17 protein-coding genes, 1 tRNA gene and 1 pseudogene are annotated in these 17,361 nt (G+C 62.8%); 5 read left to right on the top strand and 14 right to left on the bottom strand.

The window, feature by feature from the left end; genetic code table 11:
* Positions 1–185 precede the first annotated feature (185 nt).
* Positions 186–917 (bottom strand): glycosyltransferase family 2 protein, encoded by a 732-nt coding sequence (locus tag VGD45_RS04885; protein ID WP_331154147.1) that lies wholly within the window; start codon positions 915–917, stop codon positions 186–188.
* Positions 918–1,059: 142 nt separating this feature from the next.
* On the opposite strand from VGD45_RS04885, the gene VGD45_RS04880 reads away from it, so the two are divergent.
* Positions 1,060–2,127, top strand: a complete 1,068-nt coding sequence (locus tag VGD45_RS04880) for a cation diffusion facilitator family transporter (RefSeq protein WP_331154146.1) — start codon at positions 1,060–1,062, stop codon at positions 2,125–2,127.
* Here VGD45_RS04880 and VGD45_RS04875 read toward each other — a convergent pair.
* Together VGD45_RS04875 and VGD45_RS04870 are read right to left on the bottom strand one after the other, a co-directional pair.
* The gene (locus tag VGD45_RS04875) at positions 2,102–2,827 is read right to left on the bottom strand and encodes a lysophospholipid acyltransferase family protein (protein WP_331154145.1); all 726 of its coding nucleotides are present in this window, start codon (positions 2,825–2,827) and stop codon (positions 2,102–2,104) included. The two genes, VGD45_RS04880 and VGD45_RS04875, sit on opposite strands and share 26 nt — an antisense overlap.
* A 68-nt stretch (positions 2,828–2,895) precedes the next feature.
* Positions 2,896–4,023: a S1C family serine protease gene (locus tag VGD45_RS04870; RefSeq protein ID WP_331154144.1), complete on the bottom strand. Its 1,128-nt coding sequence runs from the start codon at positions 4,021–4,023 to the stop codon at positions 2,896–2,898.
* Positions 4,024–4,196: 173 nt separating this feature from the next.
* On the opposite strand from VGD45_RS04870, the gene VGD45_RS04865 reads away from it, so the two are divergent.
* A complete protein-coding gene (locus VGD45_RS04865) occupies positions 4,197–5,282 on the top strand; it encodes an acyltransferase (protein WP_331154143.1) in 1,086 nt (361 codons plus the stop codon).
* 9 nt (positions 5,283–5,291) lie between these two features.
* On the opposite strand, the gene VGD45_RS04860 is transcribed toward VGD45_RS04865, so the two are convergent.
* The 4 genes from VGD45_RS04860 to VGD45_RS04845 all read right to left on the bottom strand — a co-directional run bounded on the left by VGD45_RS04860 (position 5,292) and on the right by VGD45_RS04845 (position 7,063).
* On the bottom strand, positions 5,292–5,912 hold the full coding sequence (locus VGD45_RS04860; RefSeq protein WP_331154142.1) for a hypothetical protein: 621 nt from the start codon (positions 5,910–5,912) through the stop codon (positions 5,292–5,294).
* 89 nt (positions 5,913–6,001) lie between these two features.
* Positions 6,002–6,355 carry a hypothetical protein gene (locus tag VGD45_RS04855; RefSeq protein ID WP_331154141.1) on the bottom strand — a complete coding sequence of 118 codons (354 nt, stop codon included), beginning with the start codon at positions 6,353–6,355 and terminating at the stop codon, positions 6,002–6,004.
* Positions 6,356–6,416: 61 nt separating this feature from the next.
* Positions 6,417–6,492: transfer RNA gene (locus VGD45_RS04850), tRNA-Thr, on the bottom strand.
* 94 nt (positions 6,493–6,586) lie between these two features.
* On the bottom strand, positions 6,587–7,063 hold the full coding sequence (locus VGD45_RS04845; protein WP_331154140.1) for a Fur family transcriptional regulator: 477 nt from the start codon (positions 7,061–7,063) through the stop codon (positions 6,587–6,589).
* A gap of 160 nt (positions 7,064–7,223) precedes the next feature.
* Between VGD45_RS04845 and VGD45_RS04840 the strand changes: the two genes are divergently transcribed.
* The gene (locus tag VGD45_RS04840; RefSeq protein ID WP_331154139.1) at positions 7,224–7,775 is read left to right on the top strand and encodes a GspH/FimT family pseudopilin; all 552 of its coding nucleotides are present in this window, start codon (positions 7,224–7,226) and stop codon (positions 7,773–7,775) included.
* Between the two features lie 28 nt (positions 7,776–7,803).
* Positions 7,804–8,256 carry a type IV pilus modification protein PilV gene (gene pilV, locus VGD45_RS04835; RefSeq protein ID WP_331154138.1) on the top strand — a complete coding sequence of 151 codons (453 nt, stop codon included), beginning with the start codon at positions 7,804–7,806 and terminating at the stop codon, positions 8,254–8,256.
* Here the strand turns inward: pilV and ispH are convergent, their stop codons facing one another.
* The 5 genes from ispH to murJ form a co-directional block, all read right to left on the bottom strand.
* Positions 8,257–9,240 carry a 4-hydroxy-3-methylbut-2-enyl diphosphate reductase gene (gene ispH / locus VGD45_RS04830; RefSeq protein ID WP_331154137.1) on the bottom strand — a complete coding sequence of 328 codons (984 nt, stop codon included), beginning with the start codon at positions 9,238–9,240 and terminating at the stop codon, positions 8,257–8,259. It lies immediately after the preceding gene.
* 2 nt (positions 9,241–9,242) lie between these two features.
* Positions 9,243–9,794: a signal peptidase II gene (lspA, locus tag VGD45_RS04825; RefSeq protein ID WP_331154136.1), complete on the bottom strand. Its 552-nt coding sequence runs from the start codon at positions 9,792–9,794 to the stop codon at positions 9,243–9,245.
* A gap of 11 nt (positions 9,795–9,805) precedes the next feature.
* A complete protein-coding gene (gene ileS / locus VGD45_RS04820) occupies positions 9,806–12,613 on the bottom strand; it encodes an isoleucine--tRNA ligase (protein ID WP_331154135.1) in 2,808 nt (935 codons plus the stop codon).
* Between the two features lie 7 nt (positions 12,614–12,620).
* The gene (locus VGD45_RS04815) at positions 12,621–13,547 is read right to left on the bottom strand and encodes a bifunctional riboflavin kinase/FAD synthetase (protein WP_331154134.1); all 927 of its coding nucleotides are present in this window, start codon (positions 13,545–13,547) and stop codon (positions 12,621–12,623) included.
* Positions 13,548–13,609: 62 nt separating this feature from the next.
* Positions 13,610–15,193: a murein biosynthesis integral membrane protein MurJ gene (gene murJ / locus VGD45_RS04810; protein ID WP_331154133.1), complete on the bottom strand. Its 1,584-nt coding sequence runs from the start codon at positions 15,191–15,193 to the stop codon at positions 13,610–13,612.
* A gap of 329 nt (positions 15,194–15,522) precedes the next feature.
* Here murJ and rpsT point away from each other — a divergent pair, with 329 nt between their 5' ends.
* The gene (gene rpsT, locus VGD45_RS04805) at positions 15,523–15,792 is read left to right on the top strand and encodes a 30S ribosomal protein S20 (RefSeq protein WP_331154132.1); all 270 of its coding nucleotides are present in this window, start codon (positions 15,523–15,525) and stop codon (positions 15,790–15,792) included.
* A 72-nt stretch (positions 15,793–15,864) separates the two neighbouring features.
* Here rpsT and cgtA read toward each other — a convergent pair whose 3' ends face one another.
* Positions 15,865–16,902, bottom strand: a complete 1,038-nt coding sequence (cgtA, locus tag VGD45_RS04800) for an Obg family GTPase CgtA (RefSeq protein ID WP_331154131.1) — start codon at positions 16,900–16,902, stop codon at positions 15,865–15,867.
* A gap of 91 nt (positions 16,903–16,993) precedes the next feature.
* Positions 16,994–17,236: pseudogene (gene rpmA, locus VGD45_RS04795) on the bottom strand (50S ribosomal protein L27); the annotation flags it as partial.
* Positions 17,237–17,361 lie beyond the last annotated feature (125 nt).

The raw sequence follows: 17,361 nt of genomic DNA, 5'->3' as shown, positions 1-17,361 counted from the left end.
GGGCCCAAGCCCTCTCGACTCCCGCGAATATGAATAGCAAGGCGGCGATCGACCGATTGTGGCACAGCAAAATATGCGATGAAAAGCGCGGTGCCAAGTCTCTCATTCGACCCTAGACGCCAAACAGCGACATTTCTCTATGCAGGCCGTACGCGAACCGACGGATCCCCCGTCAGACGCTTGACTCATTCGCGCGGCAGGGTTTCCCGGATGCGAACAAGCGGCGGATTGCGCAGGATCAACCAGCGCACCCCGAACAGATCGACGATGCCGACCCAGAGGCGATTGCTGAGCCCGTATTTGGACACGCCGCGCGTGCGAGGCCGATGATGAACGGGAACGGACACCACGCGCGCGCCGGCCCGTTGGTACAAGGCCGGCAGAAAGCGGTGCATGTGGTTGAACCAGGGCAGCCGCATGAAGGTGGCCCGGTGCATGAGCTTGATGCCGCAGCCCGTGTCGGGCGTGCCGTCGCGAAGCAGCCCACCGCGTACGCGATTCGCCACACGTGAAGAGATCCGGCGCAGCCAGGTGTCTTTTCGTGTGGTGCGGTTGCCCATCACGAGCTTCAGCGACTCGTCGCCCGCGGTGACGGCCTTGATCAACTCCGGGATGTCGGCGGGATCGTTCTGACCGTCACCGTCGAGAGTCGCGACCCATTCGGCGCGAGCTGCCTCGACACCCGTGCACACGGCTCGGCTTTGCCCGCAGCGCTGGGAATGCTCCAGCAACCGGATCTCAGGGATACCGCCATCGCGCGCAGCCTGAACGGCCGCGACGGTGCCGTCCGTACTGCCGTCGTCGACGAAAATGATCTCGAAGGGCTGATGGTTGACCAGTGCGGCCTGGATTTCGCGGGCCAGCGGCCCGACATTGTCAGCCTCATTGCAGACGGGAATGACGACGGAGAGTTTCATGCGCGCGCGGATTATAGGGTCAGGTGGGTTGATAGTCCGGCAAAAGTCACGCCTTTTGCCGGGCGTGTCGAAAGGGCCTCGGCCACTTTCGACCAGATGAAGACGTCTGGCCCGGGAAAACCAATCGCCTTATCCTGGCAATATGAACGACCACCGGCACCCGCCCGGCGGACACCACCACGGCGAGCACCGGCATGGAGCCGGCGGCGCCGGTGACCACTCTGCCCACGATCACGCAGCCTGCGGCGGCCATGACCATGGCGGCCACGAGCACGCTGGTCACAACCACGACAGTCACGACCACACCGCCGGCGCCAGCGGCCGGGTGCTGGGCGTGGCGTTTGCGCTGACCGCGCTGTTCATGTTGGTCGAGTTCGCTGGCGGTGTCCTGGCGAAGTCGTTGGCACTGGTCGCGGACGCGGGCCACATGCTGACCGATGCCGCCGCCCTGGCGCTCGCCTGGGCCGCGGTTCACATCGCCTCCCGTCCGGCCGACGCCAAGCGCTCCTTCGGCTATCAACGCCTGCGGGTGCTGGCCACGTTCGTCAATGGCTGCGCCTTGTTGTTCATCGTCGCGTGGATCTCGTACGAAGCCATCGAACGGCTGATCAACCCAGTGCCAGTGAACGCGCGCGTCATCCTGTGGATCGGCAGCATCGGCCTGGCGGTCAATCTCATCGTGTTCGGCATGCTCACCCGCAGCCACTCTCACGACGACATGAACGTCTCGGCCGCCGCCCTGCACGTGTTCGGCGATTTATTGGGATCGGCAGCCGCGATCGTCGCGGCGCTGGTCATTCTCTGGACCGGCTGGCTGCCCATCGATCCCTTGCTGTCGCTGCTGGTGTGCGCCTTGATCGTGAAGAGCGCCATCACGCTGGTGCGCCGGTCGGCGCACATTCTCATGGAGGGATCGCCGGAATGGCTGGATCAAGGCGAGCTGCGCCGGACCCTGGAGCAGAAGATTCCGGCCATCCGCGACGTGCATCATGTGCACACCTGGTCGGTCGGCCCGCACGAAACCCTTCTAACGATGCACGCGCTCGTCAACGGCGCGGCGGATCAGGCGCTCGTGCTGAAAGACACCAAAGCGCTGTTGGCCGAGCGTTTCGGCATCACGCACGCGACGATTCAGATCGAAGTGGAAGATTGCATCGACAAGGACTGCGGCGAAATACCACCGGTCAAAGCGCGCGCTGGGCGATCTTGAACGTCTCGTGCAGCCGGCGCTCGAGCTCCTTCTGAGCCGCGGCCATTTCCTCATCAGTCATCCGCTTCGGCGGAAAGTACGGCTCGCCGATGGCGATGCGCAGGCGCGCGAAGGGTGAGGGAATGACGAACTTGTCCCAGGTTCTCAGCAGCTTCGCGGGACTCGCGGCATAGGCAATCGGCACGACGGCCTTACCGCTGATCTGCGCAGTGAAGATCGCGCCGGGTTTCATTTCAAAACGCGGGCCTCGTGGGCCATCAGGCGTGATGGTGGGCGAAATGCCCTCCTTCACGATGGCGTTATAAACGCCGCGCACCGCGCGCACGCCGGTGTAGGAACCAGAGCCACGCACCACGTGAGCGCCATACAACTCCGCCAACATGGTCGGCGCCTGCCCGTCCACCGACGGGGAGATCATGAAGCCCGGCTTCATGCCCCGGATCTTGTTCGAGCACATGAAGCGCGCGGCCATCAGCAGATGCTGATGCCAGAACACGGGCACGACCGCGCCTTGCTCTTTCAACAATGTTTCCAGACGCTCCAGCCCGATGATCTGCAGCCGGCTGGTGCGCCAGAGCACCTCCAGAATGAACGCGCCCAGATACACCGCGAGCCGGTAAACGAACATGCGCGCAGGCGTGAGCTTGCGCTGCGATTTGGTACGCGCGGGCTGCGTTGGCTGCGCACTTTCTCCTGACACTCTCGCTCCTGATGGCAATAACGCGAACGCCGCGCGAGGCGCGGCGTTGGCTTGGAAGTTTACCGCGACTAGTCGCCCTGCTGCAGCTCGGCGGTCAGCTCGATCTCTTTGCCTTCGCGCCAGACCTTCAGGCGTACCGTATCGCCCGGCTTGTAGTCATCCAGACGCGCGGCCAGCAGCGCACCGCTGTCGACATCCTCGCCGTCGATCCCGACGATCACGTCGCCCGGAATGATGGAATTCCGACGGCCCATGCGAGCGCCGCGCAACCCCGCGCGATCGCCGGTGCCGCCTTGCTGCACGCGAAGAATCGCGGCGCCACTGATGCCGAGCTGGCGAGCGACGGCGCGGCTCAGCACTTCATCGACCTCGACGCCCAGACTCGGCGGCGCGTAGCGGCCGGTTGCAATCAACTCTGGCGCGACTCGATTGATCGTGTCCACCGGCACCGCGAAGCCGATGCCCGCGCTCGCGCCGGACGGACTGAAGATGGCGGTGTTCATGCCGATCAACCGTCCGGAGCTGTCGAGCAGCGGCCCACCCGAGTTGCCGGGATTGATCGCGGCGTCGGTCTGGATGAGATGTTGAATGACGCGGCCGTCCTCGCCGTCCAGCGACCGATCGAGCGCCGACACGATGCCGGTCGTCAACGTCCAGTCGAGGCCGAATGGGTTGCCGATGGCGAACACTTTCTGGCCCACCTGCACGTCCGCGCTGGTGCCGACAGGAATGGGCGCGGGCGCATTGTCCGGCGCTTGAATTCGCAACACGGCGATATCGTGCGCGGCGCTGCCGCCGACGAACGTGGCCTCGAAATCGCGACCGTCGGCGAGCTTCACGATCGCCTGGCTGCTGCCCTGGACCACGTGCAGATTGGTGATCACGTGCCCTTGCTCGTCCCAAATGAATCCCGAGCCGGTGCCGCGCGGGACCGTCATCACGTTGCGTGTCCAATAGTCCAGCACGCGCTCTTGTGTCGAAATGTAAACGACCGAGCCTTTAGCGGCTTCGAACAGTCCGATGACGGCCTGCTCATCCTGCATCAATTCCCGACGAGGCACGACCGGCCGGGGCGCGGCATCGACCGCGACTTTGCGCCAGGTGTCGGTACTTAAGTACCACGCGCCGTAGGCGGCCAGCGCCAACACGATCAGTCGCGACAAGTTCCGCCAGCGATTGCGTCCGAGGGAAGTCATTGCTCTTGAAAACAGCGGTTTAAAGCGGACTCCAACGAGCCCAGGCGCGGCAGATTAGCACGGCTCGGCGCGCAACGCCCTGCCTCGCTCGGTCCCTTCGGCCAATGTGCGCCAGGGATTTCCATCTGTATCAATCGCAGCATCCGCGTGATTAGAAACATTGCTGCCTGGTCGTGAAAAACACCGAACAAACAATCGAAGGATATATTCCGCAACTGGACGGTGTGCGGGCTCTGGCGATTGCACTGGTGCTGTTGACTCACTTCTGGGGCGGCGGGTACTCATCGGGACATTGGTTCAACGACTTCGCGGCGCTCGGCTGGGTCGGCGTCGATTTGTTTTTCGTGCTCAGCGGATTCCTGATCACGGGCATCCTGCGCGACACGCGCGATGACCCGCATCACTTCCGCAATTTTTACATGCGCCGCGCGCTGCGCATATTTCCGCTTTATTACTTACTGTTGACGCTCGTGCTCATCGTGCTGCCGCTGGTCAAGGAAATGCCCGGCGAGGCGATCGAGGACGCGTGGTTCTACTGGCTCTATCTGGGCAACGTGGCGCTGACCGACGGCTGGCAGTTGTTTCTGCTCGATATCACCTGGAGTCTGTCGCTCGAAGAACAGTTTTATTTGATCTGGCCGGCGCTGATCTACCGGATGTCCAATCGTCAAGTGATGGCCGTGTGTCTCGCGTTGATCATGGCGATGCCGCTGGTCCGCATCGTCCTGTGGGAGCCGCTCGGATGGATGTGGCTGCACATGGTGTTTCGCGCCGACTCGTTCGCCGTCGGTGCGCTGCTCGCGATCCTGATGCGCGAGGGCTTGCCGGTCCGACATTTCAGGTGGCTCGTGGTGCTGTGGGCGCCAGTGCTGTACCTCGCGGGGACTGGCAACTTCGCGCGCAATTCGCTGCTGGTCGGCACGATCGGTTACAGCATGACGGCGCTCGCGTGCGGCGGACTGCTGCTGATCGCGAAGGACGCCCGCGTGTTTGCGCTCGCTCCGCTGCGTCAGGTTGGTAAGGTCAGTTACGGGGTGTACATCTATCACCCGCTTTGCCTGGTCGCCGCGTCGCTGGCGCTGGGTGAGATGACGCCGTGGGTGCGGTTGATTGGCGTCTCAGCCCTGACGATCGCCGTGGCCACGGCTTCGTTCTATTTGTTCGAGCAGCCTTTGCTTCGGCTCAAGCGCCACTTCGCCCGGGCGGCGGCATCGGGCCAGGCGGTATCTCCTCCGTCACTGGAATCGTCGCGCGCTTGATCGGAATCTTCAGGCAGGCGGGGTGCTGATATCCACCAACCTTTTGACAGTTTCATAAATCACCGGCTGTACCTGCAGGTCGAACACGAACTCTTCGTCAGCCGACCTACTGATCCATCGATGGTCATCCACCCTCATGGAGGTCAGTTCGAACTTCCTCCATGGGCATTGTTTCACCAAAAAATAACGACCGGCTTCGCTGAAGATGCGCAAAGAATCCAGCAGATTGCAGCGTTCGTCGTTTTTATAGATCTGTATGGAGTCGAGCCCGCCTTTCTCGAAATGGAGCTCTAAGTGATCTGCTTCGTCGTCCTGGGTCCTGAAGCCATTCGCATTCAACCGGGCAAAAAATTCGAACATGATTTTTTGCTGCTCATTGGCGGCTGTTATTACGAATTGCCGGTGCTTCCGCTGATATCTGGCGTCAAATGTGAGTTGTGAAAAATCCTCGCTGAACGCGACATTGTTCATTGTGACCAGGTTGGGATCGCCGAACGGGTTTTGATCCAGCTCGAATCGTTGTGGAATCTGACTGAAACAGAACGCATGACCGATGCCGAGCGTCAGATCTCTGATCCACGGGTTGTATTTGAAAGCGAAGTCGTCGGTTTTTGTTTCCGTGACCCGCATCTTGCTCCCCGCATTCCCAGCACAGCGTCCTCGCGTCATCTTCCATTTACCCCAAAGGGACACCCTGTAGCGGCACTCGCCGGAATCGATTACCGACGAATCGATTTCCTGGAATCGTCGTGAACGACCACCCAGCGACCATACTGAAGCTGCGTCACGACCACCCCGGAGCGAAGCCGTTCTTCCAACCGATCCACAATGGAAAACCCTTCCAACCGCGAACCGTCGACTCGCAACTCCATGCCAAATCCATCTTTCACGTCGAACGCATGAAATGTGAATTCGAACTGGATGTACTGCTCCCGCAACGGTTGCACGATGCTGTACATGACGTGGTCTTCCAGCGTTTCCTCGTAACAACCTTCGCCTTGGAATCCGTAAACGGTGGTCTCGGGAATCTGGATTCGGAAGGTGGTCTCGTTGGGAATGAATTGTTTTTTCATTGCTTCATCCCACTCAGCGCCAACCTGACAGCAGCGTAAGTGGATGTTTTGGCTCGGGAAATGGTGCCGACTCGCGGAATCGAACCGCGGACCCACGCATTACGAATGCGTTGCTCTACCAGCTGAGCTAAGTCGGCACCGAAGAACCGATGCGGCACCGGAGGCCCGGTGCGGCGGGGGGCGAAGTATAGGGGAAGAAGTGGCGGGGGAACAGGCCGCCCGCAAACCGACTCAGCCGCCGTCCGCGGTCCGTTTCCGGCGCAGGCGGATCACGACCTCCACGGCCTCCGCCTCCATGCCCTCCGGCAATGTCGGGAAACGGCTGAACGCGATGTCGTTCGGGTCGATGTCCTTGAGCTCGCCGGTTTCCAGGTCGTGGAAGTGGTGGTGAGGCGCGATGGTCGAGTCGTACACCGAGCGCTCCGGATCCAGGTGGATCTGGCGCACCAGGCCGCGCTGGGCCAGCACTTTGAGCGTGTTGTAGACCGTGGCCTTGGACACCCGCTCGCCGCCCCGGCGGATCTCCGCCAGGATCTGCTCCGCGGTCATGTGGGTGGGGGCCGCCATCAGGATCTCGGCCACCCGCACCCGCTGGTGCGTCGGCTTCAGGCCGTGCAGATGCAGCTGCTGGGCAATCCGATCGCGGGTCGGGGTGGCCTCGGCTGGGACGGAGCCCAGGTCGGCGTTATGGCTGTACTCGGAAGTCACGTAAGAACCCGCCACTAAAAAATCCGGGCAAATACTCTATGGCCGAGCATACCTCGGCATTCGGCTGGAGGCGAGAAATCAGGCAAAAAAGCCGCTAAATCGACGTTTCGGGGCGCATCGACACCGTTATGTTGGCCGGCAACAAGCGAGGGAACGCGTCATGTCTCGAGCCCATTGCCCCCGGCCGGGTGGCTTCAGCCTGTTGGAGCTGATGATCGGTGTCTGCATCCTGGCCGCCTTGCTGGGACTCGCCGCCCCATCCTTCGACACACTGTGGCGGGATTCGCAGCGGACGGTTGCGGTGAACGGCTTCCTCCACGCCATTTTTCTGGCGCGAAGCACGGCCATCAGCCGGAACAGGATGGTGAGCATTTGCCGCTCGTCCGACGGTCAGACCTGCGGCAATCAGACGGCGAACTGGCAGCAGGGCTGGATGGTGTTCGTGAACTCGGATCACGATCAGCCTCCGGTGCGGGATGCGGACGAAACCGTGCTCGCGGTCCAGCCCGAGTGGCCTGGCGGCACGATCACATCGAATCGGCGCAGCTACTCGTTCAGGTCGGATCACCACGGAGTGGTCAACGGCACGGTCGTGTTCTGCGATCGTCGCGGGCCTGCGCAGGCGCGCGCCGTCATCATCAACACCGTCGGCCGTCCGCGTGTCTCAAAACGCGACAGTGACAATCGCCCTTTACGCTGTCCCACCGGATAGCCATCATGCCTTCCGTATGGGAGGACCAATGCCGACTCTGCGCAGCCCTCATCGCGCGCGCGGGTTCAACATCGTCGAAGTGCTTGCCGCCTTGTTGGTGATGGCCGTGGCCATCATCGGCATCGCCGCGCTCTACTCGGATCAGACTCACATTCCCGCCGACGCCCGTCTGCCCCTGCGCGCCGCCGAGCTCGCGGAGGAGATGGCTGAACGCATCCGCTCCACCAGCGAAGGCCGCGACGGCTTCGCCACGACGGTCGGCGTGATCTGCGATGAAAGCGCCAAGACACCCTCGCCTCAAGACAAGACAGCGCAGATCGCAGCGTGCTGGGAAGATGAAGTAGAGAACGCGCTGCCCAGCGGCCTCGGGTCAATCTCACGGGACACGTCGATGACGCCCGCCAGCTACATCGTCGCCGTCAGCTGGTCCGCGCCGGGATCGGGCGCGGCCTCGTATGTGACGAGAGTGGAGATCAGGTAGTTAGTTTGGTTTTTCTGTCGAAGCGGTGCGCGCCTCAGCGCGCACGAGCGGTACGCGAAGCTCTCGCGGCAAGCTGAACACGACGTTTTCAACCTGGCCCTGAAGATTCTCCGGCGCCTGCCCACCCCACTCCTTCAGCTTCGCGACGACGCGCTCGACGAGCACCTCCGGCGCCGATGCGCCCGCGGTCACGCCGACGACGCGCTTGCCGTCGAACCACTCGCGCTTCATATCCTCGGGACCGTCGATCAAATAGCCCGGGATCCCAGCCTTCTCCGCAATCTCACGCAAGCGATTCGAGTTCGAGCTGCTCGGCGAGCCGACCACCAGAATGATGTCGCAGCGTTCGACGAGCCGCTTCACCGCATCCTGCCGGTTCTGAGTCGCGTAACAGATGTCTTCCTTGCGCGGCGTCGTCAACGTCGGGAACCGGCAGCGCAAGGCGTCGACCACCTTCTGCGTATCGTCGACGGACAAAGTCGTCTGCGTCACGAACGCCAGGCGCTCGGGATTCTCGATATGCAGCTTCTCCACGTCTTCCGGCGTCTCGACCAGCACGATGCGACCGCCGTACTGAGTGTCGAACTGGCCCATCGTGCCTTCGACTTCGGGGTGACCTTCGTGGCCGATCAGGATCACCTCGCGCGCCTCGATCGCATAACGCGACACTTCCATGTGGACTTTGGTCACCAGCGGACAGGTCGCATCGAACACCTTGAGATCGCGGCGACGCGCTTCTTCCTGAACCGAGCGCGCCACACCGTGGGCGCTGAAGATCACCGTCGCATCGTCCGGCACTTCGTCCAGCTCTTCGACGAACACCGCCCCGAGGCTGCGCAAGCGCTCCACCACGTAACGATTGTGAACGACCTCGTGCCGCACGTAGATGGGCGCGCCAAACAACTCCACCGCGCGCTCGACGATGTCGATGGCACGGTCGACGCCAGCACAGAAACCGCGAGGATTGGCGAGAAGAATCTGCATCGTCACTTACTCGGCGGGGTCTGCGGTGTGCTGTCGGCGGGACGGCGATCGTGGCCGCTCTCAAGGAAAGCATCGATGAGCAGGCAGGCCGCGCCAATAGAGATTGCCGTGTCGGCAATGTTGAACGCCGGGAAATCCCAGGTGCGCCAGTTGAAATAGATGAAGTCGACCACGTAGCCATGCATGACGCGATCGATCACGTTGCCGAGCGCACCGCCCAGCACCAGCGACAGGCCGATCGCGAGGATGGTTTGATCCGACCGAATGCGTCGCAGCCAGATCATCAAGGTCAGGCTCACCACCACGGCCAGCGTGATGAAAAACCATCGCTGCCAGCCCGACGCCTGCGCCAGGATGCTGAACGCCGCGCCAGTGTTTTCCAGATAGACGATATCGAGAATGGGCAGCAGCGAGATGCTGTCCTGGAACTTCACGGTGCTGATTACAAGCGCCTTGGTGGCCTGGTCCAGGATCACCACGAAGAACGACAGCCACAGCCAGTTGCTGCCGCCGCGCGTGGGCGTGAACCAGACTTTCGCCAGGGGGTTGGTCATTGCCATCAACCTCAAGTAAAGCGCCGCTGCTCGCCGGGGCCTTCCACGTTGGTCACGCAGCGGCCGCAAAGTTCCGGATGACGTGGATCGTGACCCACATCCGGACGCTTGTGCCAGCAGCGCACGCACTTCACCGCCGCGGTCGGCTTGACCACGATCCAGGCGCCATTGCCTTCCGCTTCGTCCGCCGCGACCGCTTCCGCCGGACGATTGTCCGCCGGATGCACGCGCGCAGCTGAGGTGATGAACACGAACCGCAGTTCCTCACCGAACGACTGCAGCACACTCAGTAATGAGGGCGAGTCCAGGTAGATATCGACTTCCGCATCGAGCGGCGCGCCGATCGAGCCCGCGTTGCGCAGCTTTTCCAGCTCACGCGAGACGGCGCTGCGCAGGCCGAGGATGTGCGGCCAGTTTATCGAGGGCTGATGCGTCATCTCTCTCGGCAACTCGGCCCACGTGTTGAAGAACACCGACTCGGAGCGAGTACCCGGCATGTAACGCCAGATCTCCTCGGCCGTGAACGACAGAATCGGCGCGAGCCAGCGCACGAGTGCCTCGGCGATATAAAACATCGCCGTCTGCGCCGAGCGGCGCGGCAGGCTCTTCTTGCCCGTGGTGTAGACGCGATCCTTGGTGATGTCGAGATAGAAACCGCCGAGATCGACGCTGCAGAAGTTGTGCACCTTCTGATAGATGAGGTGGAACTGATAGCTGCGATACGCCGCGATCACTTCCTCCTGCAGCTGCTGAGTGCGCCACATGGCCCAGCGATCGACCTCCACCATCTCCGAGGCAGACACCTTGTCCGTCGCCGGATCGAACCCGTCGAGGTTGCCGAGCAGGAAGCGCGCGGTGTTACGGATGCGACGATAGGACTCCGCGACGCGCTTCAGGATCTCATCCGAGAGCGCCATCTCGTTCGCGTAATCGGTCGCCGCGATCCACAAGCGCAGCACGTCGGCGCCGAGCGTTCCGATGACCTTCTGGGGCACGACGACGTTGCCAAGGGACTTAGACATCTTTCGTCCCTTGTCATCGATCGTGAAGCCGTGCGTCAGCACCGCCTTGTAAGGCGCGCGATCATGTTGCGCGACCGAGGTCAGCAGCGAGCTGTGGAACCAGCCGCGATGCTGATCCGAACCTTCGAGATACAGATCGGCGGGCGCGGTCACATCGCTATGCATCTGCGGCACGCAGTGGTGCGCCGATCCCGAGTCGAACCACACGTCCATGATGTCGGGGACTTTCTCGTAATCCGAGGCTTCCTGACTGAGCAGTTCCGCCGGATCGAGATCGAACCAGGCGTCGATGCCGCCTTTTTCCACGAGCTCGGCGACCGCCTCGATCAACTCGACCGTACGCGGATGCAACTCGCCGGTCGCTTTGTGAGTGAACAATGGCAGCGGCACGCCCCAGACACGCTGGCGAGAGATACACCAGTCCGGACGATCGGCCATCATGCTGGTGATGCGGTTCTCGCCCCAGCCGGGCACCCACTTCACCTTCGCGATCTCACGCAGCGCGCCCTTGCGCAGGCCCGCCTGTTCCATGCTGATGAACCATTGCGCCGTCGCGCGATAGATCACCGGCGTCTTGTGACGCCAGCAGTGGGCATAGCGGTGACTGATCTTGGTCTCGTGCAACAGCGTGCCGTGCTCCTTTAGCACTTCGATCACGTGCTTGTTCGCATCGAACACGCGCTCGCCTTCGAACAGCGGCGTGCCGGTCACGAACCGGCCGTCGCTGCCGACGGGGTTGTAGACCTCGAGCTTGTATTTAGCGCCGACCTCAAAGTCTTCCACGCCATGGCCCGGTGCGGTGTGCACGGCGCCGGTACCGTCGTCGATAGTGACATGGTCGCCGAGAATCACCGGCACCACGCGCTCGTAGAACGGATGTTGTAACTTCAGCCCTTCGAGCTTCGCACCATCGACTTCGGCGAGACGCGTCGAGTTTTCCACGCCAGCGCGCTTCAGCACGGGGTCGACGAGTGCGGTCGCAAGGATCAGCAACTCGGTTCCCGTATCGACCAGCGAATAGCGGAACTCGGGCCCCATCGCCACGGCCTGGTTGGCGGGCAGCGTCCACGGGGTCGTGGTCCAGATGATCACACTGGCGGGCGACTTCAACGCAGACACGCCGAAACGCTTGGCGAGATCGGCCAGATCTTTCACGCCAAAGCGCACATCGAGCGCAGGCGATACTTTGTCCTCGTACTCGACTTCCGCCTCGGCCAGCGCCGAGCGGCAGTCGAGACACCAATGCACGGGCTTCAAGCCCTTATAGACATGGCCATTGCGCAGGATCTGGGCGAACGAACGCAGCTGCTCGGCTTCGTACTTCGGCGCCATGGTGATGTACGGCCGTTCCCAATCGCCCATCACGCCGAGCCGCTTGAAATCTTCGCGCTGACCGTCGATTTGTGACTGCGCGTACTCGCGGCACGCCTGGCGGAACTCGCGAGGCGCGAGCGTCTTCACTTCCTTGCCGCGGGTCTTCTCGATCTGATGTTCGATCGGCAGGCCGTGACAGTCCCAGCCCGGCACATACGGCGCGTCATAGCCGTCCATCGAGCGCGACTTGACGACGATGTCCTTCAGGACTTTGTTGATGGCGTGACCGAGGTGAATCGCACCGTTCGCATACGGCGGACCGTCCTGGAGAATGAACGTCGGCCGCCCCTTCGCGATCTCGCGCAGCTTCGCGTACGTCCGGCCTTCCTCCCAGCGTTTGAGAGTCTCCGGCTCGCGACGGGCCAGATCCGCCTTCATCGGGAAGTCGGTCTGGGGCAAATTGATGGTTTGCTTATAGTCCATACTCAATTCACGAAGCCAAAATCTGCCGCGCCTGCGCGGCGTCTCGATCCATCTGCTCGATCAGCGCATCCATGTCGGCGAACATGCGCTCCTCGCGCAGGTAGGCGATGAAGTCGACGTGCAACGGCTGGCGATACAAGTCGCCATCGAAGTCGAACACGTGCGCTTCCAGCAGCAGTTCCTTACCATTCACCGCCGGTCGCGTGCCGAGGCTCGCAACACCCGGCGCATCCTTCAATCCGCCGCCGGTCACTCGAATTGCAAAAATCCCGGCGAGCGGCGTCGCGCGACGATGCAAACGCAGGTTCGCCGTGGGGAAGCCGAGCTTGCGGCCCAGCTTCTCGCCATGAATGACCTTGCCCGTCATTCGATATGGACGGCCCAGCAACTTCGCGGCGCGCGCCATATCACCGACCGCCAGCGCCTCGCGTAGCGCGGAACTGCTGACTCGCTCGCCATCGATCTCGAACGGCGGCACTTCCGTGACCTCGAACCCCGACGCCGCGCCTAGCGAGCGCAGGCAGGCGACATCGCCCTTGTTGTCGCGCCCGAAGCGGAAATCGTGCCCTACCACGATGTGGCGGACGCCGAGCGCTTTTACCAGTACCTCGCTCACGAACTCCTCGCGGCCGAGGCAGCGCATGCGCTCATCGAACCGCAAGCAGACGAAACGATCGACCCCGTAGCGCTCCAGCGCCTCGAATTTCTCACGAAAGCGGGTCAGCCGGGCCGGCGGCGTGCCTTTGGCGAAAAACTCGCGCGGCGTCGGCTCGAACGACATCAAGGCGGACGGCAGGCCGTGCTCGGCCGCGCGTTCGCGCAGCACACGGATCATCTCCTGATGGCCCAGGTGGATGCCGTCGAACGCCCCGATCGTCAGCACGCAATCACGCTGCCGCGCACGCAGGTTATACAGGCCCCGAATGAGCTCCACCGCGGCCCTCGTGCTCCGCCAGTCCAAAGGTTAGGGTCAGGTCATCCACCGGAAGCCCTGCATTATAGGGAAGTCGCGGGCGGCTGCAGTCGGAACTGGCCGGCGCGTACGCCCATTACCCACAAAGCGGCGAAATAAATGACGATTCCGCCGACCACCAGGCCCGCCAGCCAGACGACCCGCAGGATCTTGGAGGTCTCGAGCCACGTGGCCAGGTCCCCGCCGAACCACCACAGGAAGGCGGCCATCAGCGCGCTCGCCAGGACGATCCGGATCAGCAGCCCGCGCAGCGCCTGCCCCCGCTTCAGGACCTGAGACCGCAGAAGCCCCGTATAGAGCAGAGTTGCGTTCATGATGGCCCCGACGCCGTTGGTCAGGGCCAGCAGCGCGTGGGCGCCGGGCGTTTTGAGATTGTCGGTGAGCCACAAGGCCAGGACCACGACCACGTTCAAGGCCATGGTCACGCCGAGCGAGCGCATCGCGATCTTCACCGGGGCCTTGGTGTTCTGCTGGGCGTAGTAGCCGGTTGCGAGCACTTTGATCATGCTCCAGCCGAGCAGCGCCAGGGAGAACGCCATCAGCGCGATCCGCGTCATCTGCGCATCTTTCGCCGAGTAGTGACCATAGTGCAGCAGTGCCGCGGTCAGCGGCCCGGCCAACGAGAACAACGCCACGGAGGCCGGGATGACGATGAGACACACCAGGCGCACGGCCCAGGCCATCGTCGCCGAGAATTCATCCGGCGATTCTTTCGCGTGCTGGGAAGACAGGCTCGGGAGAATCACCGTGGCGAGCGCGATGCTGAACACGCCCAACGGAAACTCGACCACTCGATCCGCGTAGTACAGCCAGGCCATGCTGCCGTCCGCCAGCAACGAGGCGATGCCAGTGCTCACCATGATGCTGAGCTGCCCCATCGAGGAGCCGATGATGGCCGGGCCCATCAACTTCGCGATTCGACGCACGGCTTCGTGCTGGTAATTCCAGTGCGGGCGACGAATCACACCGAGCTTGATCAGCGCCGGCAACTGAATGAACACCTGCAACAGGCCGCCAACGAACACGCCCACGGCGAGCGCCACGGCCGGCTGCTCGAAGTGCGGCGATACCCAGGCCGCGAACACGATCAACACGACGTTCAACACCACCGACGTGAACGCCGGCAACGCGAACTGCTGATAACTGTTGAGCACGCCGCCGGCGAGCGCGGTCAGCGATACGAACAAGAGATAAGGAAAGGTCCAGCGGAGCATTTCCACTGCCAGGCCGAACTGTCCCACCTCTTTGGCGGTGAACCCGGGCGCGCAGATCGCTACGACCACGGGCGCCGCGATCACACCGACGAGAGAGACAATCGCCAGGAACCCGCCCAACGTGCCCGCGACCGAATCCACCAGCTCGCGCACCTCCTCCTTCGAGCGCTTGGTCTTGTACTCGGCCACCACCGGCACGAACGCCTGTGAGAACGCGCCCTCGGCAAACAACCGGCGCAAGAGATTGGGGATCTGGTTGGCGAGGACGTACACCTCCAGGAACACCGCCGGGATCATGGCGACCTGGACGATGTCACGCAGCAGCCCCGTGACCCGGGACAGGAGCGTGGTGATTCCGACGATGGCAGTACTGCGAAAGATGCCTCGGCTCATGGTTGGCCGGGCTCGGACGAGGTGGACTGGGGCGGAGTCATGGGGCGGCAATAGTAGTGAAGAAGCGGACGGCGTGCTTCAGTCAGTACTGACTGACTCCCTGAATGCTCAGGGAGGATTGTGGCGGGATGCGGGCAATTTGCCGGCGCGTGGCCGGTCCAGAGCGCCGTTTGGCGCATGCCCGGGCCGCGCGGACCTGAAATCGGCCGTTCGAGGCCCGCTCCGGGTGCGAAATCGGCCAAAATTCCCCGCCAACGGCTACTTTGCCCTTGCCTTACGCGAGCCTGATCGGCAGAATTCGCGGCCTCGTTTTTGGAGCCTTCACGACCGTGGCCAATATCAAGTCTGCTGAAAAGCGTGCCCGCCAGACCATTAAGCGCCGTGCGCGTAACATGGCCGGCCGCTCGAAGCTGCGCACCGCCATCAAGAGCGTCGTGAATGCCGTCGAAGCCGGTGACAAGGAAGCCGCGGTCGCCAAGCTCAAGGCCGCTGGCCCGATCATCGACTCGGCCGTGAACAAGGGCCTGATCCACCGCAACAAGGCCTCTCGTCACAAGAGCGCCCTGAATGCGCGCGTGAAGGAGCTGTCGGCCGGCTAAAGCCGATCTGCGCGACTCGTGAATGCGAAAAAGCCGGGCTCTGCCCGGCTTTTTCTTTTGGTGCTCGTTGCTTTAGCCGACCTCGGCCTCGCGCGGCGCGTCGATCTCTTCCAGCCGCTTCATGATGGTCTCGCACAGCTCTTCGGTGCCCTGACGCGCCAGGCCCGAGATCCGGAACACCGGGCCCTTCCAGCGCAGCCGCCGGACGATGTCCTTGCAGACCTTGTCCGCTTCGTCCTCGGGCAGCAGATCCACTTTGTTCAGCACCAGCCAGCGCTCTTTAGCGGCGAGCTCCGCACTGAACTTCTTCAATTCCGCCACGATCGCGCGCGCATCCTTCACCGGATCGGCATCCGGATCCGGCGGGGACACGTCGATGAGATGCAGAAGCACGCGCGTGCGCTGAAGGTGCTTCAGGAACTGGATACCGAGTCCGGCGCCTTCGGCCGCTCCCTCGATCAGCCCCGGAATGTCCGCCATGACGAAGCTGCGATGGACGCCGACGCGGACCACGCCGAGATTCGGGTGCAGCGTGGTGAACGGATAGTCGGCCACTTTCGGCTTCGCCGCTGAAACGGCGCGGATCAAGGTCGATTTGCCGGCGTTCGGTAAGCCCAGCAGGCCGATGTCGGCCATGACCTTGAGCTCGAGGCGAAGGTCGCGCTTCTCGCCCTGAAGACCAGGCATGGCCTTGCGCGGCGTGCGATTCGTGCTGCTCTTGAAGCGGGCATTGCCCCAGCCGCCTTTGCCGCCCTTCGCGACCAGCAGCCGCTGGCCAGGTTCGGTGATGTCGCCCAACTGCTCTTCGGTATCGACGTCGACGATTACCGTGCCAATCGGAACCTCGACCTCGAGGTCCGTGCCGCCCGCGCCAGTGCAATCGTTTCCCGAGCCGGCAGTGCCATGGGGCGCCCGGAACGCGCGGTTGTAGCGGAAGTCAGCGAGCGTGTTGATGCCCGCTTTGCCGACCAAGTAGATGTCCGCGCCCTTGCCGCCGTCGCCCCCATCCGGGCCGCCGAACGGAACGAATTTTTCGCGACGAAAGCTCACTGCCCCGCGGCCGCCGTTGCCGGCTTGAACTTTGATGGTGGCTTCGTCGACGAAACGCATGGGTGTGACTAGTCTGGAGTTGCGCGGACCTGAAAAAAAGAGCCCCGGCGCTGGCCGGGGCTCTTTCGATACTGCGCGAACGCGGTCCCGATTACTCGGAGACGACGCTCACGAAAGTCTTCTGCTCGACGCCGCGCTTGCGGAACACCACGCGGCCTTCGGCCGTCGCGAACAGGGTGTAATCCGTGCCGGTGCCGACGTTGTCGCCGGCGCGATAAACGGTGCCACGCTGACGGACGATGATGTTGCCGGCGAGCACGTGCTCACCGCCGAACTTCTTGATACCCAGTCGCTTGGACTCTGAATCGCGGCCGTTCTTGGTACTGCCGCCTGCCTATTTAGGTGCCATGGCGTGTGCTCTCCGAAATCAGTGCATGAGGTTCGCCGCCGACGATGCCGGTGACCTTCACTTCCGTGAAGGGCTGGCGATGCGTGCCCTGGCGCAGGTAGTGCTTGCGG

The organism is Steroidobacter sp., assembly GCF_036402275.1.
GTDB lineage: Bacteria > Pseudomonadota > Gammaproteobacteria > Steroidobacterales > Steroidobacteraceae > Steroidobacter.
The sequence above is the reverse complement of the archived record's forward strand: the minus strand, read 5'-3'. Positions and strand labels throughout refer to the sequence as shown.